This is a genomic window from Rhizobium grahamii CCGE 502 (assembly GCF_000298315.2).
GTDB lineage: Bacteria > Pseudomonadota > Alphaproteobacteria > Rhizobiales > Rhizobiaceae > Rhizobium > Rhizobium grahamii.
In genome coordinates, this window is record NZ_AEYE02000014.1 from 428,246 (window position 1) to 452,124 (window position 23,879).

The following is a 23,879-nucleotide window of genomic DNA, read 5'->3' on the forward strand; positions in this document are numbered from 1 at the left end:
CCAGGAATCTTGCGTCAGCGTCCCGGCAGCATAGTTTCCAGCCGCAGGAACGCGATGCGCTCGACCTGAGCGGTGGCCGTTTCGAACTCCTCGTCGCTCGTATTGCCGATGCGCTTTTCGAACGCCGCCAGAATATCGTCCTTGTTCAAGCCCTTCACAGCAATGATGAACGGAAAGCCGAACTTCTCGACATACGCGGTATTAAGCTCAGTGAAACGGTCGTGCTCCTGCGCATTCAGCCGGTCGAGCCCGGCACCCGCCTGCTCCTTCTTGCTGTCCTCGGTCAATTCACCTGCGATCGCGAGGCGTCCTGCAAGATCGGGATGGGCACGCAGCACTCCCAGCCGCTCCTCCGGGCTCGCCGCCCGGAAGATGGCAACGAGCGCCGTGTGGACACGATCAACCGTCAATTCGTCACCGACGAAGCCATCATCATAGGCACGTTCGGCAATGAATGGCGAATGTTCAAAAACACCGCCATAGCGCGATACGAACTCGTCACGCGAAAGCATCAGATCGTCTCCGGCTTATGGTGGGCATGCCAATGTTGCGCGATCTCGAGACGCCTGGGGATCCACACCTTATCGTGCTTCAGCACGTACTCCATGAAGCGCTTCAGCGCCGCAGCGCGGCCAGGACGACCAACGAGGCGGCAATGCAGACCGACGGACATCATCTTCGGGCTGCCGGCCTTGCCTTCTTCATAGAGCGTATCGAAGGCATCCTTGAGGTAGGTGAAGAACTGATCGCCCGAGTTGAAGCCTTGGGGCGTCGCGAAACGCATGTCATTGGTCTCGAGCGTATAAGGGATGATCAGGAACGGCTCGTCATCGACACCTTTCACCCAGAACGGCAGGTCGTCGGCGTAAGAGTCGGAGGAATAAAGAAAACCGCCCTCCTCCATGACGAGGCGCAGCGTGTTGTCGGAGGGCTTGCCTTGGTACATCCCGTAGGGGCGCTCGCCGGTCAACTCCGTGTGCAGGCGCACGGCTTCCTGGATATGCTTGCGTTCGACGTCTTCCTGAAAGTCCTTGTATTCCAGCCAGCGGTACCCGTGGCTGGCGATCTCCCAGCCAGCCTCCTTCATGGCCGCGACCGCCTCCGGGTTGCGGGCCATGGCAAGTGTTACGCCATAGACGGTCGCCTGAACCTTGAGTTCCGTGAACATCCGCCACAGGCGCCAAAAACCGGCGCGCGAGCCATACTCATAGATCGATTCCATGTTCAGGTTGCGCTGGCTCGGCCAAGCGGCGGCGCCGACGATTTCCGACAACAAATTTTCAGAGGCCGGATCGCCATCGAGAATGCAGCTTTCGCCGCCCTCCTCGTAGTTGATGACAAACTGGACTGCCACACGCGCATCGCCCGGCCACTTCGGATCGGGCGTATTGCGTCCATAGCCGACGAGATTGCGCGGATAAGTCTCGGATACCATGAAATCACCTTCCTGAACGTCGGCGAAACGGTAGCATCCGGAGACGGAATGTCGAGACGGAAAGTACGCAACAGAGTTTTGCCATTGCGGCACAAAGCCTTAGGCCAGCGCCGGAACACGATCCCTCCGGGCGCTGACTTTGCCCATCGGGTGCAACGAATGCACCCGAAACGGTCCGCCATTCCCCTCTTCGATCATCAAGGCAACGTTGGCAACCTTGACGGGATCGGCAAGCACTGGCTCGAAGACGTTGCGAAGCGCGTGTTCGACCCGTGGGATATCGCAATGACTGACAGGGCCGGTCAGCGGCATGTGAAACCGAAACTCGTCCATCACATAGGGGCTTCCCCAGCGGTGCAGATTAGCGAACTGCGCCGCCGACAGACCGCCCGGATCCGTCCGCTCGATCTCGGCTTCACTCAGCGGCGCGCGGAAGCGGTCAAACTGCTGAATAACCGAAGAGGCAAGGTAGTGGACGTGCTCGCAGGGCAGCGACGGAGCGAGACTGTAGAATGAACCGAGCCGCGCCACCTCCAGCCGATTGATGTGAAATGGTGTCAACGTGCCGCAGAAGCGCATAAGATCACGCAGAAGTTGCGCCTCCGTCAAATCAGCGGCCAGGCGGAAGGGGGCCTTCAGGACGCCATGAAAGCCGTAGCGGCGAGGCATCGCCGTATGGAAGGCGATTTCGTGAATACTCAGGCCGCGAATCGCGGTTGGCTCAACCACCTCGCCGGAAAACACGTTCCGACCCAACCAATTTGCGGCCACATGCGAGAGCGGATCGCTCGCAGCGGGCGTAAAGCAAATGGCGTAGCGCATCAAATCTCCTCCGTAGACAAACCGCGCCGCCCTCCGTCGGCACCGCGATTGCGCTAGCTGATAGGTGATTTGCGTGACAGATTGACGAAAGGCAGGAAATGCTAATTCACGTTTAGCGTGAAGCCACATGAATGTGATGGGCAAGCAGGAAGCTTTCAGGCAGCGCAAAGGGCGGCTGCAGGTCGGCCGCGAGATGGACGGCAGCCCCCGCCAGACGGTGCGCCAGGCCGAAGCTGACCTTGAAGCCACCAGTCAGTGCGATCAGACTACCGTGGTCGAGGTGTACGCCGATCATCGGATCGCGATCGATCGCCTTCGGTCGCAAGCCGGCCCAACGTTCAAGCACAGGCGCTCCTTGCAAGGCCGGCACCAGTTGTCCAGCCGCTTCAAGCAACCCATCAAGCTGTCCATCGGTCGAGAACGGCTCGTCGAAGCGATTCTCGCTCGTACTACCGACCGCGACGTGACCGCCCTCGTGCGCAACGACATACAATCCATCACGAAAAATCGTCGGCATGGACGGATCAACATCGACCTTCAAGAGCGCCGCCTGCCCCTTGACCGGCTGGCCAAGCGGTTTCGCAAGACCGTGGGAGCGGCGCCCCAGCAACGGAAAGGATTGATGGCCGGCTGCGACAATGCAGCGGCCGAAAGCAATCTCACCTCTGGGGGTCACTGCTGCGTTGCGGTCAAGATCGAGATCATCGACCGCAAGGTGCTCGACAATCCGCACATGCCGAGCATCGCGCAACGCGGCCGCCAGGACCGCGATGAGGGAGCGTGGGGCTACTCTGGCGGCAAGCGTGTCATAGACAAAGCCGCTTTCGCCAGCCGCGGTATCGATCCAGGTCTCCTGGGGAGGCCTGTCGAGCACATGCCAGTGGAAATGCCGCTCCCCCGCTATCCAGCGCGCTTCCGCGTCCCGCGAATGGCCAAGAGCGATTTCGCGCAGGTGCGGCTTCGGCAGTGGGATGAGGCGCCCCGAGCGTCGGTAGCCGGCGGAAAGGCCGGTCTGCTGTTCCAGAACCGCGATCTCGGCTTCCAATGAAACCAGGGAATCGAACTGAAACTGCTTCTTCGCATTCCATTTGTCCGGCATATGCGGCATCAGCGCGCCGAGCAGGCCGCCACTGGCGCCTTGGCCAAGCCTTCCGGCATCGATGAGCAATGTATCGATGCCCAGACGCTCCGCCTGAACCGCCGCCCACAACCCCATGATCCCACCGCCGATGATCAGCAGCGCGGTCGATGATTGACCGGAAGGCAAGGCCGGACTATCGGCTTGTGGCATGACAGATACGGATCCTGAACACAGTGCTGGCGCCCATCAGCCGCTTGAATGGCGCGACGGCGATATGCCCTATTCACCGGCCTTTGGCGACCACTTTTATTGCCAGACCGACGGCCGGCTGGAATGTGGACACGTCTTCCTCGCCGGCAACGGCCTGCCGCAGCGTTGGCAGGACCAAAGCCATTTCCTGATCGGTGAGCTCGGCTTTGGTACGGGTCTGAACTTTGCTGAGACATGGCGGCAGTGGAAACTCAACCGGCTCGACGGGCAGCGACTGCACTTCATGTCGTTCGAACTCTATCCGATGCGGCGGCGGGAAATCGACCGCGCGCTTTCGCACTGGGGCGAAATCGATGCCGAACGGCTGGCCTTGACCGCGGCCTGGCCGGAAACACCAACGGCAACCGTCTCCTTACGACTGGATGAACAGACGTCACTCAGCGTCGTCCGCGGCAATGCCCTCGACGAGGTCGGAGCTGCTCAGGCAGGCTTCGATGCGTGGTATCTTGACGGCTTCGCCCCATCGCGCAATGCCGACATGTGGTCTGCGGAACTGATGCGCCTCGTCTATGAAAAGTCAAGGATCAACGGAACCTTTGCGACTTATGCGGCCGCCGGTTTCGTCCGGCGCAACCTAATCGCGGCGGGCTTCACCGTCGAACGCCGCAGCGGCTTTGCGGGAAAGCGCGAGATGCTCTGCGGCATCAAGTCCTAGAGTAACCCGCCTCTCGCTCGTTCTTGCCCAGCCACAATTCCAATTTCTCTTGGAGCAACTCGGGGCTGATCGGCTTCGATAGGTAATCATCCATGCCTGCATCGATGCAACGCTCGCGGTCGGCGTCCAGCGCATGCGCCGTCACCCCGATGATCGGCACGCGATGGCTCTTGCCGCCCTCTCGTTCGCGTATCGCGCGCGTCGCATCATGGCCGTTCATCACGGGCATCGAAACGTCCATCATGATGATCCGCGGCGAAAGGCGGCCCCAGGCCTCCACGGCCTCTTGGCCGTTATTGACGACGAGAAAGCTGAGGCCGGTTTCCTGCAATATCTGCGTGAAGACAATCTGGTTCACTTCATTGTCTTCCGCGACCAGCACGTCGATAAACTCCGCCAGCGTTCTTTCTTCCGCCACAGGGCGCATCGGCGTAGCGATCTCCTGCCCGGCAGCCAAAATAGCCGCCGCCGGGATCTTCTTCGTCCGGCTCGCACGCACGACGTCGACGAGGGTGTTCCGCATCACATTGGCCCGCGCTGGCTTCATCAGATAAGCCTGGCCGTTAAGGGCCGCGAACTCTTTCTCGGTGCCGGAAATGTCCATCGAGGTGAGAAAGATGATCGGCAGACGTTCGAAGCGGCGATCGGTCCGTAGCTTTCGTGCGATCTCAGCGCCGTTCATACCGGGGATCTGGTAATCAAGCACGACCGCATCGATCTCGATGCCAAGCTCATCCGCCATATCGAGAACGGCAAATGCTCCTGGACCATCTTCGGCAGCGGCGCCATCGAAACCCCAGAGAGCCAATTGCTCGGTCAATATCTGGCGATTGACCGTGTTGTCGTCCACGAGGAGGACGCGTGCTCCCCTGACATTCACAGGCAGGGGTTTGGGAGCCAGTCGCGCCGCAGCGACGACGAAAGGCAGGTTCACGGTAAAGACCGACCCCTCCCCTGGCTGACTGTCGACCTCGAGATAGCCGCCGAACAGGTCGACCAGCCCTGCGGTGATCGCAAGTCCGAGTCCGGTTCCTTCGTGGCGTCGTGTCGAGGATGAATCGATCTGCGAGAACTTGTCGAAAATGGACTCCAGCTTATCGCGCGGAATGCCGATGCCGGTATCCTCGATCCGAACACACGCCATGATTTCGTCTTCAGCGCCCAGTACGAAGCCTACGTCCACCAGAACGTGGCCGCGCTCGGTGAATTTCACTGCGTTGCCGACGAGATTGGTGATGATCTGGCGGAACCGGCCCGCATCGCCAATCACTGCGGAAGGCAAGTCGGGGGCCGCGCGAACCAACAGCTCGATGTTCTTTTCCGCTGCCGGCGACGATAGGAGGGTCGCGACGTCCTCGATCGCCTCGACCAGATCGAACGTCGTGCGCCGGAGGGTCATCTGCCCCGCATCGATCTTCGAGAAGTCGAGAATATCATTGATGATCGTCACCAGCGCATTGCCCGATTTGACGATGATGTCGACAAAGGTTTTCTGACGGGTATCGAGATCGGTCTTCGCCAGCAATTCAGCCATGCCGAGAACGCCGTTCATCGGCGTGCGGATCTCATGGCTCATGTTGGCGAGGAACTCCGACTTGACGCGATCGGCAGCCTCAGCACGAGACAGCAGACGCTCGAGCTCGGCCTCGCGCTGCTTCGCTTCGGTGACGTCGGTGAACAGTGCGATCCAATGCTGCCGCTCGCTGATAGTAGCGTCCAGATTGACCCACCGCTCTCCGGCGACATGGAACGGCGTAGAGATCGGCTTCTTGGCGGCGATGTTGTCGCGCCAACCGGTAAGGATCTCGTCCTCCTGACCGTGGAAATCTCCTCGCTGGGCGCAGAACTGGAAGAGATCGATCCATCCCCGGCCAACGGCAAGGTATTCCGGCGGAATGGCAAGGATGTCACTGAGCGGGTTGCTGGCAAGCAGGATATTGCCGTCCTGAACAATCAGCAACCCCTGCGACATCGCCCTCGTCGCATCATCCATCAAGTCCCCGAGACGCGCGAGAGCCGCCCGCGTCTCATGGATTTCCTTCTCGCGCTGACGGACAGCAGTGACATCGGCATAGGACAGCAGCACGCGTCCGTTGGAAAGTCGGCGCCCCTCGAAGAGAACCCGCTTGCCATTGACCCAGCCGAGCTCCACCGGCTGCTCTTGTTCCGCAGCGACAAAATGTGCCTCGCGTCGGGCAAAAATCTGCTCCGGCGTCAGCCTGTCACCGTACCGTCCGAGCTGGTGGTTGCGACGGATGACGTCGATGAAGGCCCAGCCGTCGAAGCGGTCGTCGCGCGGCAGATCCCAGACCTCGTAGAACTCGTCGTTGGCGTAGAGAACATCGCGCGCGTCGTCGAGGATCATGACGCCGACAGGAAGAGCGCGGAGAATGCTTTGCAGGTCCTCGGCCAGAGCCTGGCTGCGTGCTACCTCGGATGCCAATGGTGTCGGAATGGCGATCGACCGGTCGCCATTGTTGCGTGGAACCTTCCTTTCGAAGATGCCTAGGACATAAACGCGGCCTTCAGACGGCGAGAAGCTCTCGATCCGCGCACGCCGGTGCTCGACGCCACCGGCGTCGAAACAAACAGCGCTTTCCTCGCTTGCGAAGACGAGAGCTCGCCTCTCCTTGTCCTCGCGAGCCTCCTCCTCCGGTGTATCGATAAGTTCGCGGCTGCGGCGACCGATGAAATCGGAGATCGCCTTTCCGAAGAAGGACGCATAGGCCTCGTTGACCGCCACATAGCGCAGCTCGCTGTTCTTGACGTAGGCCGGGCAATCCAGATCCGCGATCCGGCGGCAGGCCAGTTCGAGAAGGTCCCCGTTCGACGTCAACACTGTTCCCCGGTCAAGAGTGGCTTATTCATCGAACGACAATAGATGCACCCTCTTTAACAACGCATTAACCATGATTCCCCGGCGGCGGAGAATAGGTCGCAAGCTTTCCAAACCCGGTCGTCCGCCGATGCGGACGGGGCAAGCAAACATCTCGGAACTGTGGTATAGTTTCACTCGTTTCTACGAGGAACTCGTTCAGTTGGCCCGTATACCCGAACGGTTTCGCCTGACGGCTTCGAGAATAGGCTTCGTCTACGAAAGGAGACGATCATGTCCGTACTTCATAAAAGCATGGCGGCGGGCTTCATGGCATTGACCCTGGCGAGTGCGCCCGTCATCCCGGCAGCGCCTGCAAACGCCAACAGTGACTTCTGGGGCGGCGTCGCCGCCGGAGCCGTTGGCGGCATCCTGCTGTCTCAGGTCGCCAGGCCCTATCCGTATTACGGCTACGGCTACCCCGGCCCCTACTACGGCGGCGGCTACTACAGACCGTATTATCGGCCTAACTACGCGTACGGGGCATATTATGGTGGGTACCGGCCTTACTACCGCCCGTACTACAGGCCTTACTACAGAAGCTATTACCGGCCCTACTACTCGAACTCCTACTACGCGCCGCGCTGCCATATCGAATGGCGTCGCAGCGGTTGGGGCGAAGCTTACAGAACGAGGGTCTGCTACTGATATCCGCATCGGTGGGGGCGTCACCGCCCCCTTCTGCCAATGATCGATGAGCGGGTGCCCTTGACTTTTCCCCTGAACTAGACCAAATGCAGGCCAGCTTTCACCTTCCGGCCGCCGCGTGAGCGTGCCCCTGCCAGTAAATAGGATGCAGGAAGAAGGGCAAAAGCGCATTTCGAATAGACCGCACCCCAAGACGCGGCAGAAGCGCTGGAAAGCTTTTTCCAACAAGACAAGTTCCCACTTCACGCGGGGTTCTTGACGCCAGAATGACACCGGGCCGCGCTCTGCGACCCGGCCGATTTTTTTGGCGCGCCCTAAAAAGGTTATGACTTGACCAATTTTGAATCGCTTGGGATCTCCAAGCCGATCGTCGCCACACTTTTCCAGCTCGGCATCGAAACGCCGACCCCCATTCAGGAAAAGGCGATTCCGCTTCTTCTCGAAGGCCGCGACCTTATCGGCCTCGCCCAGACCGGCACCGGCAAGACGGCCGCCTTCGGCCTGCCGATCATCGAAAAGATCATCCCTGAAGAGCGGCGTCCGGACAACCGTACAACCCGTACGCTGATCCTCGCCCCGACCCGCGAACTGGTGAACCAGATCGCTCAGAACCTCAAGAACTTCCTGCGCAAGTCGCACCTGCGCATCAACGTCGTCGTCGGCGGTGTCTCGATCAACAAGCAGCAGTTGCAGCTTGAAAAGGGCACCGACATTCTCGTTGCCACGCCCGGCCGCCTGCTTGACCTCGTCGCCCGCCGCGCCATCGGCCTCACCGCCGTACGCTACCTCGTTCTCGACGAGGCCGACCAGATGCTCGACCTCGGCTTCGTGCACGACCTGCGCAAGATCGCCAAGATGGTGCCGAAAAAGCGCCAGACGATGCTGTTTTCGGCAACCATGCCGAAGTCGATCGCCGACCTCGCCGGCGAATACCTGACGGACCCGGTCACCGTCGAAGTGACACCTCCGGGCAAGGCTGCCGACAAGGTCGAGCAGTACGTCCACTTCGTCAACGGCAAGAACGACAAGACGGATCTCCTGAAGAAGTCGCTGACCGAGAACCCTGACGGACGCGCCATCGTCTTCCTGCGCACCAAGCACGGCGCGGAGAAGCTGATGAAGCACCTCGACCACGTCGGCTATTCAGTCACCTCGATCCACGGAAACAAGAGCCAGGGCCAGCGCGAGCGCGCCCTCAAGGCCTTCCGCGACGGCGACGTCAAGACGCTGATTGCGACCGACGTCGCGGCCCGCGGCATCGACATTCCGGCCGTCAGCCACGTCTACAACTACGACCTGCCGGAAGTTCCGGACGCCTATGTCCACCGCATCGGCCGTACCGCCCGCGCTGGTCGCGATGGTATCGCAATCGCCTTCTGTGCACCCGACGAAACCCGCCTGCTGCGTGACATCGAGCGACTGATGAACATCAGCATCGCGGTCGCCAGCGGTGAGGCCCCGGCCAACATGAACGCGGCTCCCCGCCGCGGCAACGGCAACGGTGGCAACCGCGGCCAGGGTCGTGGTGGTGAAAACCGTGGCGGTGAGCGTCGTGGCGGCGAAGGCCATCGTGCAGGTGGCCGCCCGGAGCGTCGTCCGCGCCCTGAGGCTGGCGACGAAGTCCGCGCCAACAACGAGGAGCGGCGCGAGCGTCGTCCCCGTCCGGAGCGCCAGACCCAGCGCAACGAAGATTTCCGCGGCCAGCGCCGTGGCGAGGCTACGCCGATGACGTCGGGCCCCGATAATGATCTGGCGGCAACGTCGGACTTCCGTCCGGCCCGCAAGCCGCAGCGCCCGCAGCATGGCAACCATGCCAACGGCGAGAACCGCCATCATCCCGGCGGCGGCGCCCGCAATGCGCACGGCCGCCCGGCCCGCAAGCACGGCGAAGATCGTGGCGCGCAGGCTCACGGCGGCGGCGAACGTCGCGAAGGCAACGGCGGAAACCGTCGCGGCGGTCCGTCGCGCGGTGGCAACGGTCAGCGCCGTGAACGCGCCTAATTAAGGAAAAGAAAGGGCGGGAGAAATCCCGCCCTTTGCAATACGCGTCTCACGACGCCAAATGATCCCGCGGCCCTACAATCTCGCCTTGTGGCAATTGGTCCTTCGCACTAGAATGTTGGTGCTGCTGTAGGGCGCATCGGCTTCAAGCCGGAGGGGCATTGCCCGCCTACGTACGACAAGTCAAACGTAGCCCGCGCCCATGCCAAATATCGAAAACCTCAGAAAGCAAGCCAAGACATACCTGCGATGGCATCGCGAACGGTACTATCCGGTTGCGGCGCAGATCAGGTGGATCCTGCCCAGATATCGAGATCAAAGCGATCGAGAAATATTGGACGCCGACTTCAAGCTCAGCGATGCTCAGGAGCTTGTTGCCCGAAAGCATGGTTTTGCGGATTGGCCGGCGCTGGTCAAAGGGATCGAAACCATGACGAAATCGACAGCATCAGACAGTAGGCATCCGCTCGTCCTCTCCGCGGAACCGCAGCTCTTCGTTTCCGATATCAACGTTTCATGCCTGTTCTATGTTCGGAAACTGGGGTTTGAAGTGGCGTTCCAGAACGGAGAGCCGCCATTTTATGCCCAGGTGTTTCGCGATGGTGCACGCCTGAACCTGCGAAAGGTCGGGCCGCCTGTCTTCGACGCTGGCTTCAGAGCGCGAGAAGTCGACGCCCTCTCCGCAACGTTAACCGTCGACGATCCGAAGCAGTTGTTCCTGGAGTATCAGGCCTCTGGCGCGGCGTTCCATCAGCTTCTGCGGATTGAGCCATGGGGCGCACGCACCTTCATCGTGCAGGACCCCGATGGAAACCTGATCGCTTTTTCAGGCGAGGCTACCTAGGCCCGCTGCAGCTCGGTCGTATCGTGTGGAGGGACCTTCGCTGGCCGGTTCGTCAGATAGACGCCGGTCACGACAACGATTGTGCCGAGGATCAGTGGCAGTGTCAGCGGCTCGCCGAAGGCGATGAAAGCTTCGAGCGCCACTGTCGGCGGCATCAGATAGATGAGCGAGGCCGCCCGCGACACCTGACCGCGGCGGATGAGATAGAGCAGCAGCCCAACGCCGCCCATCGACAGCCCGAAGACCGACCAGATGAGCGCCGCGATGGCCTGTGCCGATCCGTCGAAATGCATGCGCTCGAAGGTAAGCATCAGCGGCAACGTGACGATCAACGCACCGACATATTGCAGCGTGGCGATCGGCAGAAGGTTGCCGGTCTGCAAATGCTTCTTCTGATAAAGCGTTCCGTAGGTGACGGAGCCCATGGCGATGAGATTGATTGCCAGCGGTACGGCGGCATGGGCGAGATCGGCCGTCGCCGGATCGAGGAGCTTCGGCGATATCGCAATAGCGATGCCAAGGAAGCCAAGCACTAGGCCCGCCTTCTGGATGCCGTGCAGTCGTTCGCCAACAAGCAACGGCGCTGCCATCGCCGTCAGAAGCGGCTGCAGCGCGGCGATGATGCCCGAGATACCGGCCGGCACGCCGTTTGCAATCGCCCACCAGAGGCCTGCCAGATAGAAGCCGTGCAGGAAAAGGCCGGAGTAGACCGCTCTAAAGGCGAGCGCCCTGCCCGGCCATACGGCGCGCATGACAATACAAAGCCCGAGGAATGCCAGCCCCGACAGGGCATAGCGCACAGCAAGAAAGGTGAAGGGCTCCGAATGAATGGCGGCATATTTTGCCACGACCCAGCCGGTGGACCAAAGCAGGACAAAGATGGCGGGAGCGAAGCGATCGAGCGACATGGGTTATCCTGGGGCAATGGATTGGGGCGCTGATAGCCGACCGACAGGTCCTTCGTCAAAAGCGAACTGTTGATGCTTACCTGAAGTTTCGTTGATCGTCGCGCAGTCGGCCGCTGAGCGGGCGCGGGCCGAAAATGAATCGAACGCCGATCGGAAAATAGCCAGGTGCTCACATTTTGAGCGACTACCGGGCATCAATGACGGCGGGACCTAAGTACGATTTCCGTAAATGCCCAGTTTTTCGACTCTTTTTATCGCCTCCGAGGAGTTTACGAATCTCACCTTCAAACTGTGCATGGTTCTTGCATTGCCATTTGCGTTGTATTCAAATGAACAAAAAAGGGGAGCCACACCTTTGGCATTTGATGAAATGATCACCGGGGGCGAAAGCCCGCGAGAGCCATATGAAAAATACTTTGAGTGGTACAGTAACCAAGATCGAGCACATCTGATCGCCAAGAGCCGGGACGCGGAGAACATCTTCCGAAAGACCGGCATTACCTTCGCTGTCTACGGACACGCAGACTCCTCCGAAAAGCTCATTCCGTTCGACATCATCCCCCGTATCATTTCCGGTCGCGAATGGCGCAAGCTCGCCCAGGGGATCGAGCAGCGGGTAATCGCTCTCAACGCCTTCCTCGATGACATCTACCACAAGCAGGAAATCATCCGTGCCGGCCGTATTCCGCGGGGACTGATCGAGAGGAACGATGCTTTCCTGCCCGAAATGATCGGCTTCCGGCCGCCGGGCGGCGTTTACACCCACATCGTCGGCACCGATATCGTGCGCACCGGCGAGGATGAATTCTATGTGCTGGAAGACAATGCCCGCACCCCGTCCGGTGTCAGCTATATGCTGGAGAACCGGGAAACGATGATGCAGATGTTTCCGGACCTGTTTCATACCAACAAGGTCCGGCCGGTCGAGGACTATCCCTATCTGCTGCGCCAGAGCCTGGCATCGCTTGCGCCTCCCGGCTGCAAGGGAAAGCCGCGCGTCGCTGTCCTGACGCCCGGCATCTACAACTCCGCCTATTACGAGCATTCGTTCCTGGCCGACACGATGGGCGTCGAACTGGTCGAGGGCTCGGATCTGCGCGTCATCGACGGCAAGGTGAAGATGCGCACGACGCGCGGCTACGAGGCGATCGACGTGCTCTACCGCCGGGTCGACGACGACTTCCTTGATCCCCTCACCTTCCGGCCGGATTCAGCGCTCGGCATTCCCGGCATCATGGACGTCTATCGTTCCGGCAACATCACCATCGCCAATGCGCCTGGCACCGGCATATCGGACGACAAGGCGATCTACTCCTACATGCCGGAGATCGTGGAGTTCTATACCGGCCGCAAGCCGATCCTCGAAAACGTGCCAACCTGGCGCTGTTCCGAGCCGCAGAGCCTCAAATACGTGCTCGAGCACCTCGAGGAACTGGTGGTCAAGGAGGTACACGGCTCCGGCGGTTACGGCATGCTGGTCGGCCCGACAGCGACAAAGAAGGAACGCGCCGATTTCGCCGAGAAGCTGAAGGCCAAGCCCACCAACTATATCGCGCAGCCGACGCTTTCACTGTCGACCGTGCCGATCCTCGTCAACAAGGGCATTGCGCCGCGCCACGTGGACTTGCGGCCATATGTTCTCGTCTCCGACAAGGTGCAGATCATCCCCGGCGGATTGACGCGCGTGGCCCTGAAAGAGGGTTCGCTGGTAGTCAATTCCAGCCAGGGCGGCGGCACGAAAGACACCTGGGTATTGGAGGACTGATGCTCGGAAGAACTGCAAACGGACTCTACTGGATGTTCCGTTACATCGAACGCGCCGAAAACATCGCGCGACTTATCGATGCCGGCCTGCGCATGTCGCTGACCAGAAGCGGGACCGGTGACGACGACTGGGATGGCGTCCTGCAAAGCGCCGGAGTCCGCGAGACCTTTGACGAGGGCCACAGCAAGCTGACGAGCGCCGATGCGATCGACTACCTGCTGCGTGACCGCTCCAATCCCTCAAGCGTCATGTCCTGCGTCGACTATGGGCGAAACAACGCCCGCATGGTGCGCACGGCACTGACCCGGGAAACCTGGGAAGCGACGAACGAGTTCTGGATCGAACTCAAGTCCCTTCTGTCGAAGCGGCTGAAGGCGGCGGAACTACCGGAAGCGATCGATGCCATCAAGCATCGCGCCGGGCTGATCCGTGGCGCCTTCCATGGCTCCATGCTCAGAAACGAGCTCTACAATTTTGCCCGTATCGGCACCTTCATCGAGCGTGCCGACAATACGAGCCGCATTCTCGACGTGAAGTACTATGTACTCCTGCCTTCGGTCTCCGCTGTCGGCACGTCTATCGACAACATCCAGTGGGAGTCAATCCTGCGCTCCGTCTCCGCGCACCGCTCCTACAGCTGGGCCTATGACGGCGAGTATCGCGCGATGAATATCGCGGACTTCCTGATCCTCAACGGCCAGATGCCGCGCTCGCTCGCCTATTGCTACGAGAAAATCGTTAGCGAGCTCGGTTATCTCGCCAAGGACTACGGCGAGCGGCTACCGGCACACGACACGGCAGATGCCATCCGCAGGACGCTGCAGACGCGCGCCATCAAGGAGATCATGGATCAGGGCCTGCATGAGTTTCTGGAAGATTTCGTCACGCGCAACAACCAGCTCGGCATGGAAATATCCGACGGTTACCGGTTCTATGCATAGGCGGGCACGACATGAAACTTAAGATCAGCCACGTTACCGAATATCACTACGAGGAACCGTCCGTCTTTTCGTTGCAGCGGTTGCGACTGACACCGCCGACCGCGATCGGGCAAAAGGTTCTCAAGTGGTCGCTGCATGTCGAAGGCGCCAAGCCGGAGGTCGAATACGATGATCAGTTCGGCAACCACATCAACCTCGTATCTCTGGAAGGCGAGCAACAAGCGACACGCATCGTCGCCGAGGGCGAAGTCGAAACGGAGGATAGAAACGGCGTCCTTGGCCCCCACAGCGGCTTCTGCCCGCTGTGGCTGTTCTTGCGCGAGACGCCAAGGACGAAGCCTGGAAAGCTGATCAAGGAGCTGACCAAAAACGTGAGCGGCGACAACGAGCTGGCTCGCATGCACGCGCTGATGTCCGGCATCCACGAAATGGTGGCATACCGACCCGGCACCAGCGATACCGAAACGACAGCGGAGCAAGCGCTGGAGAAAAAGAGTGGTGTCTGCCAGGATCACGCCCATATCTTCGTCGCAGCCGCGCGGAGCCTTGGGGTGCCGGCTCGCTACGTCTCCGGCTATCTGATGATGGAAGAGAAGGTGGAGCAGGCTGCAACCCACGCATGGGGCGAGGCGCACGTGGCCGGCCTCGGTTGGGTAGGCTTCGATCCCGCCAACAACATCTGCCCCGATGCACGCTATGTGCGCGTCGCCTCCGGTCTCTGCTACCGCGATGCCGCCCCCGTTTCGGGCATGCGCATCGGCACGCCGGGGGAGAAACTCTCGGTCGTCGTCAAGGTAGAGGATCGGGGACAGATGCAGAGCCAGAGCCAGAGCTGATCGGCTCAAATCGGCAGAGTAAACGATGCGAGCCGCCGATGGCGGCTCGCATCGTTCTTGCAATCACTACGCCAGCGTATAAGCGGTCTTGACCGATGTGTAGAACTCGGCTGCGTACTTGCCCTGCTCACGCGGGCCATAGGACGAGCCCTTGCGGCCACCGAACGGAACGTGGAAGTCGACGCCGGCGGTGGGCAGGTTGACCATCACCATGCCGGCCTCGGAGTTACGCTTGAAATGCGTCGCGTGCTTAAGGCTCGTCGTGGCGATACCGGCTGACAGGCCGAATGGGGTGTCGTTCGCGGTTGCCAGCGCTTCTTCGTAGTCCTTGACGCGGATCAGCGAGACGACGGGTCCGAAGATCTCCTCACGGCTGATGCGCATCTGGTTGGTTGCTTCCGTAAATAGCGTCGGCTGCAGGTAGAAGCCAGGCGTTTCACGGGTGATGAGTTCACCGCCGAAGGCAAGCTTGGCGCCTTCCTTCCTGCCGATCTCGATGTAGTCGGTATCGGTCTTCAGCTGCTTTTCATCGACGACAGGGCCGATATGCGTGCCCGTCTTCATCGCGTTGTCGACGACCAGCGTCTTCAGCTTTTCCGTCAGCGCCGCGACGAACTTGTCGTGGATGCCTTCGGTGACGATCAGGCGCGAGGACGCTGTGCAGCGCTGGCCGGTAGAGAAGAAGCCAGAATTGGCAGCTGCTTCGACGGCGACCGCAAGGTCGGCGTCATCCAGGACGACCATCGGGTTCTTGCCGCCCATTTCCAGCTGGAACTTGCGGTTATGCTCGATCGAGGCGCTCGCGACGCGGCGGCCGGTTCCGGTGGAACCGGTAAAGGTGATGCCGGTGACGTCGGGGCTGTCGAGCATCGCCTGGCCGACCAACGAACCCTTGCCCATGACGAGGTTCAAGACGCCCTTCGGCAGGCCGGCGCGATGCAGGATGTCGACGATCGCCCAGGAACAGCCCGGAACCAGTTCGGCCGGCTTGAAGACGATCGTGTTGCCATAGCAGAGCGCCGGCGCGATCTTCCAGGCGGGGATGGCGATCGGGAAATTCCAGGGCGTGATGATACCGATCACGCCGAGCGGATCACGGGTGATCTCGACGCCGATATTTGGGCGAACCGACGGGATAACCTCGCCTGCAAGCCGCAACGCCTCGCCTGCAAAGAATTCGAAGATCTGTGAGGCGCGGATGGTCTCGCCGATCGCTTCCGGAAGCGTCTTGCCCTCTTCGCGGGCAAGCAACGCCCCAAGCTCGTCCTTGCGAGCCATGATCTCGTCGCCAGCCTTCTTCAGGATGACGTGGCGTTCCCAGATGCCGGAGCGCGACCAGGCAGGAAAGGCTGCCTTGGCGGCCGCGATAGCATTTCTGGTGTCTTCAGCCGTGCCGTCAGCATAGAGGCCGACAACCTCGTTGGTGTCAGACGGATTGATGTTCTTGGTCGCGTCCGAGCCGACCCATTCGCCGGCGATGAGATTTTGATAGATGGTCATGGGCCGATGAGGCCTCCCTTACCGTTCTTTGAAAAACGGTCCGGCCGCCGAAGCGGCGGCCGGGCCTTGCGAAATCAGAGCTGCTTGACCGCAATCTCTTCTTCAGCGGCAATCTTCAGAGGGTTCCGCAGCGGCAGGCCGAACTCGGCGACTTCGATCTCGAAGACGTCGCCCTCTTCCGTCTTGATGCCTTCCGCGAAGGACAGCGTCGCGGTGCCGAACATGTGGACGTGGACGTCGCCGGGCACGCGGAACAGGCCATACTTGAAGTGGTGGTATTCGAGGTTCGCGAAGGTGTGCGACATGTTCGCCTCGCCCGACAGGAAGGGCTTCTCGAAGATCACCTTGTCACCGCGCTTGATGCGCGAGGTGCCGCGGATGTCGTCCGGCGCGGCGCCGATGCGCATTTCCGGGCCGAAGCTTGCCGGGCGCAGCTTGGAGTGCGCGAGGTAGAGATAGTTGATCCGCTCGGTGACGTGGTCGGAGAACTCGTTCGAAAGCGCAAAACCGATCCGGAAAGGCGTCCCGTCTTCAGCAATGACGTAGATGCCCGCCATCTCAGGCTCTTCGCCGCCATCGAGCGCGAAGGACGGAGAAACGAGCGGAGTGCCTGGCGCGGCGGAACCGTAACCATTGCCCTTGTAGAACCACTCGGGCTGCACGCCCTTCTCGCCAGCCTTCGGCTTGCCGTTCTCAAGACCCATCTTGAACATCTTCATTGAGTCGGTGAGCGTTTCTTCAGCCGCCTCGGAGGTCTTCTTGTGCATGGAGTCACGCGTTGCAGCCGAGCCCAGATGCGTCAGGCCGGTGCCCGTCAGGTGCAGATGCGCAGCGTCAGGATGCGTCATCGGCGGCAGAAACTTGCCTTCAGCATAAGCCTTCTCAAGGTCGACGGCATCGCCGAGGCCATGCGCCTCGATCACCTGCTGCAGCGACTTGCCGCCGTTTGCGGCTTCCATGGCCAGTGCATAGACACTGCCGGCATTCTTGACGGCTTTCGCGGTACCGCCCGGCTCGCGCACGGCGACGACGATCTCTCCGTTCGAACCCTTGATCTGCGAAATGAGCACGGTCTTCATCCTTTTTTCGATTGCGCGGAAAATGCTCCGCCAATCCGGCTCCCTGAAGGCGCCGGATTGGTAAGTTCACATGACTGCGAATGCCTGGGCAGCGCCGAAGCGCTTAGCCCTTGTTCTTGTTATAGACGTCGAAGAAGACGGCAGCGAGAAGCACCAATCCCTTGACCATCTGCTGGAAGTCGATGCCGAGACCGACGATCGACATGCCGTTGTTCATGACGCCCATGATGAACGCGCCGATGACAGCACCGGTGATCTTGCCAACGCCGCCGGATGCTGAAGCACCGCCGATGAAGCAGGCTGCGATAACGTCCAGCTCGAAGCCGACGCCGGCCTTCGGCGTTGCCGAGTTCAAGCGGGCCGCGATGATCATGCCGGCGAGACCGGCCAGAACGCCCATGTTGACGAAGGTGAAGAAGCTCAGGCGCTCGGTGTTGATGCCCGAAAGCTTGGTGGCCTTTTCATTGCCGCCCATGGCGTAGATGCGGCGACCGATGGTGGTGCGGCGCGTCACGAAGGCGTAGGCCGCGATCAGCACGAGCATGACGACGAGAACGTTCGGCAGGCCCTTGTAGCTGGACAGCTGGTAGCCGAGGAACAGGATCGCCAGCGAAAGAATGAGGTTCTGACCGATGAAGAAGCTCATCGGCTCGACATCGATGCCATGGCTCTCGTTGACCTTGCGGCGACGCCAGGCGAGATAAAAGAGCACGACAGTTCCAAGGACGGTCAGGATTAGCGACGTCGAATGCAGCGGAATTCCGCCGATATCGATCATGTCGCCCGGTAGGAAGCCCGTCGAGATGACCTGGAAATCCTTCGGGAACGGGCCGATGTTCTTGCCGCCGAGAACGAACAGCGTCAGGCCGCGGAAGACGAGCATGCCGGCGAGCGTGACGATGAAGGCCGGAATCCGGTGATACGCGATCCAGTAGCCCTGCGCGGCGCCGATGGCGCCACCGATGATCAGGCAGAGAATGCCCGCAAGCACGAAGTTCATCTGCCAGTTGACGGTCATGATAGCCGCCACCGCGCCGACGAAGGCGACGATGGAGCCGACCGACAGATCGATATGCCCCGCAACGATGACAAGCAGCATGCCGAGCGCCATGATGACGATAAACGAGTTCTGCAGAACAAGGTTCGTCAGGTTGACCGGCTTGAACAGGATGCCGCCTGTATAGAACTGGAAGAACACCATGATCGCGACAAGCGCGATGAGCATGCCGTACTCTCGGATGTTACCGCGGATGTAGTCCGCAACGGAAACGACGTTGCTCTCTTCGGTGGCGGAAGGGTTGACCGGGGTCATTGTTTCTTCTCCCCTGAGCGCATGATAGCGCGCATGATGGTTTCTTGGCTCGCCTCTCCCTTTGGCAGTTCCGCAACGATACGCCCTTCATTCATGACGTAGATGCGGTCGCACGTGCCAAGGAGCTCCGGCATTTCCGATGAGATCATCAGAACGCCTTTGCCATCGGCGGCGAGCTGGTTGATGATAGTATAGATTTCGTATTTTGCACCGACATCGATACCGCGAGTGGGCTCGTCGAGGATCAAAACGTCGGGATCGGAGAACAGCCACTTCGACAGCACGACCTTTTGCTGGTTGCCGCCCGAAAGATTGACCGCCTCCTGGAAGATGCTGGAGCTGCGGATGCGAAGCTTCGAGCGATAGTCCGACGCGATCTTGGATTCCTTGATGGTGTCGATGACCGTGCCGCTCGATACGCCAGCCAGATTGGCAAGCGTCGTGTTGTGCACGATGTTTTCGCCGAGCACGAGACCGAGATGCTTGCGATCCTCGGTTACGTAGGCGAGACCGGCATCGATCGCCCTGCGAACGGTGCTGACATCGACGGACTTGCCGTGCATGAAGACGTCGCCGTGGATCTTGTGACCGTAGGACTTGCCGAACAGGCTCATGGCGAATTCAGTGCGTCCGGCGCCCATCAATCCCGCGATGCCGACCACCTCGCCCTTGCGGACGGTGACGTTGATGTCGTGCAGAACCTGGCGGTCACGGTGATGCTGGTGGTAAGCGTTCCAGTTCTTCACCTCGAGGATCGTCTCGCCGATCGGCACGGAGCGCGGCGGATAACGATCGGCGAGCTCACGGCCCACCATGTTCTTGATGATGATGTCTTCGCTGATTTCTTCGGTCTGACAGTCGAGTGTCTTGACCGTCATGCCGTCGCGCAGAACCGTGATCTGGTCGGCGACCTTGCGCACCTCGTTGAGCTTGTGCGTGATGATGATCGACGTCAGGCCCTGGTTGCGGAACTCGATGAGGAGCTCGAGCAGCGCATCGGAATCCTTTTCGTTGAGCGACGCTGTCGGCTCATCAAGGATGAGCAGCTTCACGCTCTTCGAAAGCGCCTTGGCGATTTCGACGAGCTGCTGCTTGCCGACGCCGATGTCGGTAACAAGCGTTTCCGGCGACTCCTTGAGGCCGACCTTGCTCAGCAGCTCTTTCGTGCGCTTGAAGGCTTCCTGCCACTTGATGATGCCGTTCTGGGCGACCTCGTTGCCGAGGAAGATGTTTTCGGCGATCGACAGAAGCGGCACGAGCGCCAGCTCCTGGTGAATGATGACGATGCCGATTTCCTCGGAGTCCTTGAGCGCCTTGAAATGACGGACGTCGCCTTCATAAACGATGTCACCGTCGTAGGTTCCGGCCGGGTACACGCCGGAGAGAACTTTCATCAGGGTCGACTTTCCGGCCCCGTTTTCACCCACCAATGCGTGGATTTCACCTTGCCGAACCTTGAGGTTCACATTCTCAAGCGCCTTTACGCCTGGGAACGTCTTGGTGATGTTCCGCATTTCGAGGATTGTATTGTCCATGGTCAAAATCCAGCGCCAGCAGCCGAGAGGGGCGCGGCGATCATAAAATTGAAGACCGGAACCCGCAAGCAGCAGGTTCCGGCCAACGTGGTACAATTATTACTTCAGCTGGTCAGCCTTGTAGTAACCGCCTTCGACGAGGATCTTCTCGTAGTTGGTCTTGTCAACTGCGACCGGGGTCAGCAGGTAGGACGGAACGACCTTGACGCCGTTGTCGTAGGTCTTCGTGTCGTTGACTTCAGGCTCCTTGCCTTCCATCAGAGCGTTGACCATGCCGACGGTAACCTTTGCGAGGTCACGGGTGTCCTTGAAGATCGTCGAGTGCTGCTCGCCAGCAATGATCGACTTGACCGACGGAACTTCAGCGTCCTGGCCGGAAACGACCGGGAGCGGCTGATCGCCAGAGCCGTAGCCGACGCCCTTAAGCGACGAGATGATGCCGATGGACAGACCGTCGTAAGGCGACAGAACTGCATTGACCTTCGCGTCGGTGTAGTTAGCCGAGAGCAGGTTGTCCATGCGAGCCTGGGCCGTGGCCGGGTCCCAACGCAGCGTGCCAACCTTGTCCATGCCGGTCTGGCCGGACTTTACGACGAGCTTGCCGCTGTCGATGTAAGGCTGCAGAACAGACATTGCGCCGTCATAGAAGAAGAAGGCGTTGTTGTCGTCAGGCGAACCGCCGAAGAGTTCGATGTTGAACGGGCCCTTGCCATCCTTGAGGCCGAGGGCGTCAACGATGGAGGTTGCCTGCAGAACGCCAACCTTGAAGTTGTCGAACGTCGCGTAGTAGTCGACGTTGCCCGAGTCGCGGATCAGACGGTCATAAGCGATGACCTTGATGCCTGCGTCGTGAGCCTTCTGGAGAACGTCAGAAAGCGTCGTGCCGTCGATAGCGGCGATGACGAGAACCTTGACGCCCTTGGTGACCATGTTCTCAATCTGAGACAGCTGGTTCGGAATGTCGTCGTCAGCGTACTGCAAATCGGTGCTGTAGCCAGCGTCCTGGAGCTGCTTGACGATGTTGTTACCGTCATCGATCCAGCGAGCGGACGACTTCGTGGGCATTGCAATGCCGACAGTCCCCTTGTCGGCTGCCATAGCCGGCATTACGAACGAAGCGACGCCAAAGGCCGCCGCTGCCATCAACGAGATAATGGATTTCATATCTCTCTCTCCCTTAGTTAATAAACGCGCGGACGAAAAATCGCCCGCCCCGAAACTGTGGCAGGTTCCGTCTTGGATAATACTTCAGATGGTGAGAAACGAAGTAGGTCTCCTCCACGCTCTCACACGTGTTGAGTGCCAACCAGCACACGGCGGCAAACTGGTATGGATTCCTATAACTGTCAAATAGAATAACTGGCAAAGTGCATAACAATTTTGGTATATCGTTAAAAAGTATTACTTTTGATGGAACGCGGGTGGGAGGCCGCAACCATGACGATTATTTCGGACCCGCAGACGCATGCCCATGTGGACATTCACACCGATATTTTTGGTGATGACGCCCTTCTGAGATCGGGGCTTAAACTGAATCACCTGCGGATGATCGTCGCAATCGAAGATAGCGGTCAAATTTCAGCCGCGGCCGAAGCGCTGAACATTTCGCAGCCGGCGGCCTCGCGAATCCTGTCGGAAATGGAGTCGATCGTGAAGACGCCGCTCTATGAGCGTATCGCGCGCGGTGTGGTTCTGACGACCTTCGGACAGGCGCTCGCACGGCGCGCGCGAAAGATCATGCTGGAACTGCGCGAAGCTGGCCGCGAAATTGCAGAATTGAAGACGGGCAAGGGCGGCGCGGTCTTCATCGGCGCGGTTACGGCGCCGGCAATGAGCCTTGTCGTGCCGGCGATCAAGCGAGTCAGAACGGCTCTCCCCGGCATCGAGGTGACTATCCAGGTCGAAACGAGCAACGTGCTGGCGCGGGAGCTGCTCGCCGCCCGGCACGACTTCATCATCAGCCGTATTCCTGACGACCTCAATCCGCGCTTGTTCCAGGTCCAGGAGATCGGCGTGGAAAAAGCCTGCCTGATCGTCCGGGGCGGTCATCCGCTGCTGAAGAAGAAGGTGGCGTCCCTCGATGACCTCCCGCGTTATGATTGGGTCTTCCAGCCTGCAGGTACGTTGCTGCGCCGGACGATCGAGGACCTGTTCCTGGCGCGCGGTGTGTCGCTGCCGGAAAATATCGTCAATACCTCATCGCTGCTGCTTACCTGCGCGACAGTTTGCCAGACCGATGCAATCGCACCGATCGCGCTCGACGTGGCACAGTTCCTGGCGTCCCACAAATCAAAGGCTTCGGATGTCCGGGTGCTGCCGATCGACTTCGATATCAACGTCAGGCCGTACAGCCTGATCACGGTGAAGGACCGTGCTCTGCCCCCGAGTGCGCGGCTGCTTTATGATCTGGTGTTGGCCGAGAGCAAAAAAGTCGCCGCCGCCTGACAAGCTCGGCACCACCTTGCTCGCGTCTAATGCGCGCCTCCTAAGGAGGCAATCATGCTGTTTGGCCAATCCGTGTTCCAGTCCGTCCTCGACCGCCTGAAGGCGGAGGACGATGAGGCAGCCGAGCAGGATGCACCCACCGCCCGTGTGAGCGGCCTCAACGCCGGTCTTGCCTTCGATGTCATGGAAGGGATCTCGGCCCAGTCAAGCAGGGCCGATCAGGCGTACATGGAGACAATGGGATTTGCCCCACCGGAGACGGCGCCTGAGTCCTCACCCGTGCCCCCGACCTCGCCTGAGCCAGACCCTGTGATGCCAGATCACCTCACGCGCGTAGCGCCAGAGGATATCGCTGCCGAACTGGATATTTCCATGCGCGATACAGCCCAGGGCCTCAGCGAAAAGCGTCGTGCCTTTGCCAAGAAGAACCACCCCGATCGCGTTCATCCGCAATTCCGCGAGAACGCCACCAAGCGGATGACGACCGCGAATTTGCTGATCGACCAGGCGCTGCGGCGCCTCGGTCGCTGACTAGTCGGCGTCCTTCTTGTCTTCTCGATCTTCTTTTTCTTCATCGTCATCGGAAGGTGCCGGCGCGACGCTCTCTACCGCTTGCGGTTTGTAGCTCCAGAACAGCATGTAGGCGGCATAGACGCCCGCACCGCCCGATAGAACCGCCCAGAACGGATCACCGGTGATGATCTCAACTAGTGCCCAGCCGAAGCAAACGGCCACGATCAGGACGCGAGCCCAGAGCGGGCGATAGGCCGGATGGTTCGGATCTATAAGCTGCATAATTGTCCCGCGCCGTATTTCGATCACATGTCTTTAGGATGGATTCTGAAAATGTGAAAGGGCGCCGGGCTTGACGCGGCAACCATTAAATGGAATGAAAATTCCACACGCATCATAATTCGGTTCATTTGT

General features: G+C 60.1%; 21 protein-coding genes. 9 read left to right on the forward strand and 12 right to left on the reverse strand.

All coding sequences use genetic code 11. From position 1 onward, the window contains the following. Nucleotides 1–14 precede the first annotated feature (14 nt). The 4 genes from uraD to RGCCGE502_RS13950 all read right to left on the reverse strand — a co-directional run bounded on the left by uraD (nucleotide 15) and on the right by RGCCGE502_RS13950 (nucleotide 3,548). Complete coding sequence (gene uraD, locus RGCCGE502_RS13935; protein WP_016554812.1) at nucleotides 15–512, reverse strand: 2-oxo-4-hydroxy-4-carboxy-5-ureidoimidazoline decarboxylase; 498 nt, start codon at nucleotides 510–512, stop codon at nucleotides 15–17. Continuing rightward, a complete protein-coding gene (gene puuE, locus RGCCGE502_RS13940; RefSeq protein WP_016554813.1) occupies nucleotides 512–1,435 on the reverse strand; it encodes an allantoinase PuuE in 924 nt (307 codons plus the stop codon). Before puuE ends, uraD begins: the two co-directional genes overlap by 1 nt. 99 nt (nucleotides 1,436–1,534) lie before the next feature. Next, entirely contained in the window at nucleotides 1,535–2,257 is a 723-nt protein-coding gene (locus RGCCGE502_RS13945) for a DUF1045 domain-containing protein (RefSeq protein WP_016554814.1), read from the reverse strand. 112 nt (nucleotides 2,258–2,369) lie between these two features. Further along, entirely contained in the window at nucleotides 2,370–3,548 is a 1,179-nt protein-coding gene (locus RGCCGE502_RS13950) for an NAD(P)/FAD-dependent oxidoreductase (protein WP_016554815.1), read from the reverse strand. Between RGCCGE502_RS13950 and mnmC2 the strand changes: the two genes are divergently transcribed. Further along, nucleotides 3,547–4,263 carry a tRNA (5-methylaminomethyl-2-thiouridine)(34)-methyltransferase MnmC2 gene (gene mnmC2 / locus RGCCGE502_RS13955; protein ID WP_016554816.1) on the forward strand — a complete coding sequence of 239 codons (717 nt, stop codon included), beginning with the start codon at nucleotides 3,547–3,549 and terminating at the stop codon, nucleotides 4,261–4,263. The genes RGCCGE502_RS13950 and mnmC2 overlap by 2 nt on opposite strands. On the opposite strand, the gene RGCCGE502_RS13960 is transcribed toward mnmC2, so the two are convergent. Beyond that, a complete protein-coding gene (locus RGCCGE502_RS13960; protein WP_016554817.1) occupies nucleotides 4,253–7,099 on the reverse strand; it encodes a response regulator in 2,847 nt (948 codons plus the stop codon). The two genes, mnmC2 and RGCCGE502_RS13960, sit on opposite strands and share 11 nt — an antisense overlap. Nucleotides 7,100–7,372: 273 nt before the next feature. Between RGCCGE502_RS13960 and RGCCGE502_RS13965 the strand changes: the two genes are divergently transcribed. The 3 genes from RGCCGE502_RS13965 to RGCCGE502_RS13975 all read left to right on the forward strand — a co-directional run bounded on the left by RGCCGE502_RS13965 (nucleotide 7,373) and on the right by RGCCGE502_RS13975 (nucleotide 10,631). Further along, nucleotides 7,373–7,786, forward strand: a complete 414-nt coding sequence (locus RGCCGE502_RS13965; RefSeq protein ID WP_016554818.1) for a hypothetical protein — start codon at nucleotides 7,373–7,375, stop codon at nucleotides 7,784–7,786. Between the two features lie 330 nt (nucleotides 7,787–8,116). Continuing rightward, nucleotides 8,117–9,787, forward strand: a complete 1,671-nt coding sequence (locus RGCCGE502_RS13970; protein ID WP_016554819.1) for a DEAD/DEAH box helicase — start codon at nucleotides 8,117–8,119, stop codon at nucleotides 9,785–9,787. 202 nt (nucleotides 9,788–9,989) lie between these two features. Beyond that, nucleotides 9,990–10,631, forward strand: a complete 642-nt coding sequence (locus RGCCGE502_RS13975; protein WP_016554820.1) for a bleomycin resistance protein — start codon at nucleotides 9,990–9,992, stop codon at nucleotides 10,629–10,631. Here RGCCGE502_RS13975 and RGCCGE502_RS13980 read toward each other — a convergent pair. Then, on the reverse strand, nucleotides 10,628–11,539 hold the full coding sequence (locus tag RGCCGE502_RS13980) for a DMT family transporter (RefSeq protein ID WP_016554821.1): 912 nt from the start codon (nucleotides 11,537–11,539) through the stop codon (nucleotides 10,628–10,630). The two genes, RGCCGE502_RS13975 and RGCCGE502_RS13980, sit on opposite strands and share 4 nt — an antisense overlap. A 355-nt stretch (nucleotides 11,540–11,894) precedes the next feature. Here RGCCGE502_RS13980 and RGCCGE502_RS13985 point away from each other — a divergent pair, with 355 nt between their 5' ends. The 3 genes from RGCCGE502_RS13985 to RGCCGE502_RS13995 are packed head-to-tail and all read left to right on the forward strand — an operon-like array spanning nucleotide 11,895 to nucleotide 15,081. After that, a complete protein-coding gene (locus tag RGCCGE502_RS13985; protein ID WP_016554822.1) occupies nucleotides 11,895–13,304 on the forward strand; it encodes a circularly permuted type 2 ATP-grasp protein in 1,410 nt (469 codons plus the stop codon). After that, nucleotides 13,304–14,245, forward strand: a complete 942-nt coding sequence (locus RGCCGE502_RS13990) for an alpha-E domain-containing protein (RefSeq protein WP_016554823.1) — start codon at nucleotides 13,304–13,306, stop codon at nucleotides 14,243–14,245. Before RGCCGE502_RS13985 ends, RGCCGE502_RS13990 begins: the two co-directional genes overlap by 1 nt. Nucleotides 14,246–14,256: 11 nt before the next feature. Beyond that, complete coding sequence (locus tag RGCCGE502_RS13995; RefSeq protein WP_016554824.1) at nucleotides 14,257–15,081, forward strand: transglutaminase family protein; 825 nt, start codon at nucleotides 14,257–14,259, stop codon at nucleotides 15,079–15,081. A gap of 66 nt (nucleotides 15,082–15,147) precedes the next feature. On the opposite strand, the gene RGCCGE502_RS14000 is transcribed toward RGCCGE502_RS13995, so the two are convergent. The 5 genes from RGCCGE502_RS14000 to chvE all read right to left on the reverse strand — a co-directional run bounded on the left by RGCCGE502_RS14000 (nucleotide 15,148) and on the right by chvE (nucleotide 21,671). Further along, a complete protein-coding gene (locus tag RGCCGE502_RS14000) occupies nucleotides 15,148–16,581 on the reverse strand; it encodes an aldehyde dehydrogenase family protein (RefSeq protein ID WP_016554825.1) in 1,434 nt (477 codons plus the stop codon). Nucleotides 16,582–16,655: 74 nt separating this feature from the next. Continuing rightward, complete coding sequence (araD1, locus tag RGCCGE502_RS14005; RefSeq protein ID WP_016554826.1) at nucleotides 16,656–17,651, reverse strand: AraD1 family protein; 996 nt, start codon at nucleotides 17,649–17,651, stop codon at nucleotides 16,656–16,658. A gap of 112 nt (nucleotides 17,652–17,763) precedes the next feature. Beyond that, nucleotides 17,764–18,972, reverse strand: a complete 1,209-nt coding sequence (gene mmsB / locus RGCCGE502_RS14010; RefSeq protein ID WP_016554827.1) for a multiple monosaccharide ABC transporter permease — start codon at nucleotides 18,970–18,972, stop codon at nucleotides 17,764–17,766. Next, nucleotides 18,969–20,507, reverse strand: a complete 1,539-nt coding sequence (gene mmsA / locus RGCCGE502_RS14015; RefSeq protein ID WP_016554828.1) for a multiple monosaccharide ABC transporter ATP-binding protein — start codon at nucleotides 20,505–20,507, stop codon at nucleotides 18,969–18,971. The genes mmsB and mmsA overlap by 4 nt, the downstream gene beginning before the upstream one ends. Nucleotides 20,508–20,606: 99 nt before the next feature. Further along, nucleotides 20,607–21,671, reverse strand: coding sequence for a multiple monosaccharide ABC transporter substrate-binding protein (chvE, locus tag RGCCGE502_RS14020; protein WP_016554829.1), 1,065 nt, complete (start codon nucleotides 21,669–21,671; stop codon nucleotides 20,607–20,609). Between the two features lie 273 nt (nucleotides 21,672–21,944). Here chvE and RGCCGE502_RS14025 point away from each other — a divergent pair, with 273 nt between their 5' ends. Together RGCCGE502_RS14025 and RGCCGE502_RS14030 are read left to right on the forward strand one after the other, a co-directional pair. Then, nucleotides 21,945–22,952: a LysR family transcriptional regulator gene (locus RGCCGE502_RS14025; protein ID WP_016554830.1), complete on the forward strand. Its 1,008-nt coding sequence runs from the start codon at nucleotides 21,945–21,947 to the stop codon at nucleotides 22,950–22,952. A 54-nt stretch (nucleotides 22,953–23,006) separates the two neighbouring features. Beyond that, complete coding sequence (locus RGCCGE502_RS14030; protein ID WP_016554831.1) at nucleotides 23,007–23,483, forward strand: hypothetical protein; 477 nt, start codon at nucleotides 23,007–23,009, stop codon at nucleotides 23,481–23,483. On the opposite strand, the gene RGCCGE502_RS14035 is transcribed toward RGCCGE502_RS14030, so the two are convergent. Then, nucleotides 23,484–23,747: a hypothetical protein gene (locus tag RGCCGE502_RS14035; RefSeq protein WP_016554832.1), complete on the reverse strand. Its 264-nt coding sequence runs from the start codon at nucleotides 23,745–23,747 to the stop codon at nucleotides 23,484–23,486. It abuts the gene before it with no gap. Nucleotides 23,748–23,879: the final 132 nt, after the last annotated feature.

Bases quoted from the DNA above. Each gene is read 5' to 3' on its own strand.
- uraD (WP_016554812.1), bottom strand. From the start codon at position 512: ATGCTTTCGCGTGACGAGTTCGTATCGCGCTATGGCGGTGTTTTTGAA.
- puuE (WP_016554813.1), bottom strand. From the start codon at position 1,435: ATGGTATCCGAGACTTATCCGCGCAATCTCGTCGGCTATGGACGCAAT.
- RGCCGE502_RS13945 (WP_016554814.1), bottom strand. From the start codon at position 2,257: ATGCGCTACGCCATTTGCTTTACGCCCGCTGCGAGCGATCCGCTCTCG.
- mnmC2 (WP_016554816.1), top strand. From the start codon at position 3,547: ATGACAGATACGGATCCTGAACACAGTGCTGGCGCCCATCAGCCGCTT.
- RGCCGE502_RS13950 (WP_016554815.1), bottom strand. From the start codon at position 3,548: ATGCCACAAGCCGATAGTCCGGCCTTGCCTTCCGGTCAATCATCGACC.
- RGCCGE502_RS13965 (WP_016554818.1), top strand. From the start codon at position 7,373: ATGTCCGTACTTCATAAAAGCATGGCGGCGGGCTTCATGGCATTGACC.
- RGCCGE502_RS13975 (WP_016554820.1), top strand. From the start codon at position 9,990: ATGCCAAATATCGAAAACCTCAGAAAGCAAGCCAAGACATACCTGCGA.
- RGCCGE502_RS13980 (WP_016554821.1), bottom strand. From the start codon at position 11,539: ATGTCGCTCGATCGCTTCGCTCCCGCCATCTTTGTCCTGCTTTGGTCC.
- RGCCGE502_RS13990 (WP_016554823.1), top strand. From the start codon at position 13,304: ATGCTCGGAAGAACTGCAAACGGACTCTACTGGATGTTCCGTTACATC.
- RGCCGE502_RS13995 (WP_016554824.1), top strand. From the start codon at position 14,257: ATGAAACTTAAGATCAGCCACGTTACCGAATATCACTACGAGGAACCG.
- RGCCGE502_RS14000 (WP_016554825.1), bottom strand. From the start codon at position 16,581: ATGACCATCTATCAAAATCTCATCGCCGGCGAATGGGTCGGCTCGGAC.
- mmsB (WP_016554827.1), bottom strand. From the start codon at position 18,972: ATGACCCCGGTCAACCCTTCCGCCACCGAAGAGAGCAACGTCGTTTCC.
- mmsA (WP_016554828.1), bottom strand. From the start codon at position 20,507: ATGGACAATACAATCCTCGAAATGCGGAACATCACCAAGACGTTCCCA.
- chvE (WP_016554829.1), bottom strand. From the start codon at position 21,671: ATGAAATCCATTATCTCGTTGATGGCAGCGGCGGCCTTTGGCGTCGCT.
- RGCCGE502_RS14025 (WP_016554830.1), top strand. From the start codon at position 21,945: ATGACGATTATTTCGGACCCGCAGACGCATGCCCATGTGGACATTCAC.
- RGCCGE502_RS14030 (WP_016554831.1), top strand. From the start codon at position 23,007: ATGCTGTTTGGCCAATCCGTGTTCCAGTCCGTCCTCGACCGCCTGAAG.
- RGCCGE502_RS14035 (WP_016554832.1), bottom strand. From the start codon at position 23,747: ATGCAGCTTATAGATCCGAACCATCCGGCCTATCGCCCGCTCTGGGCT.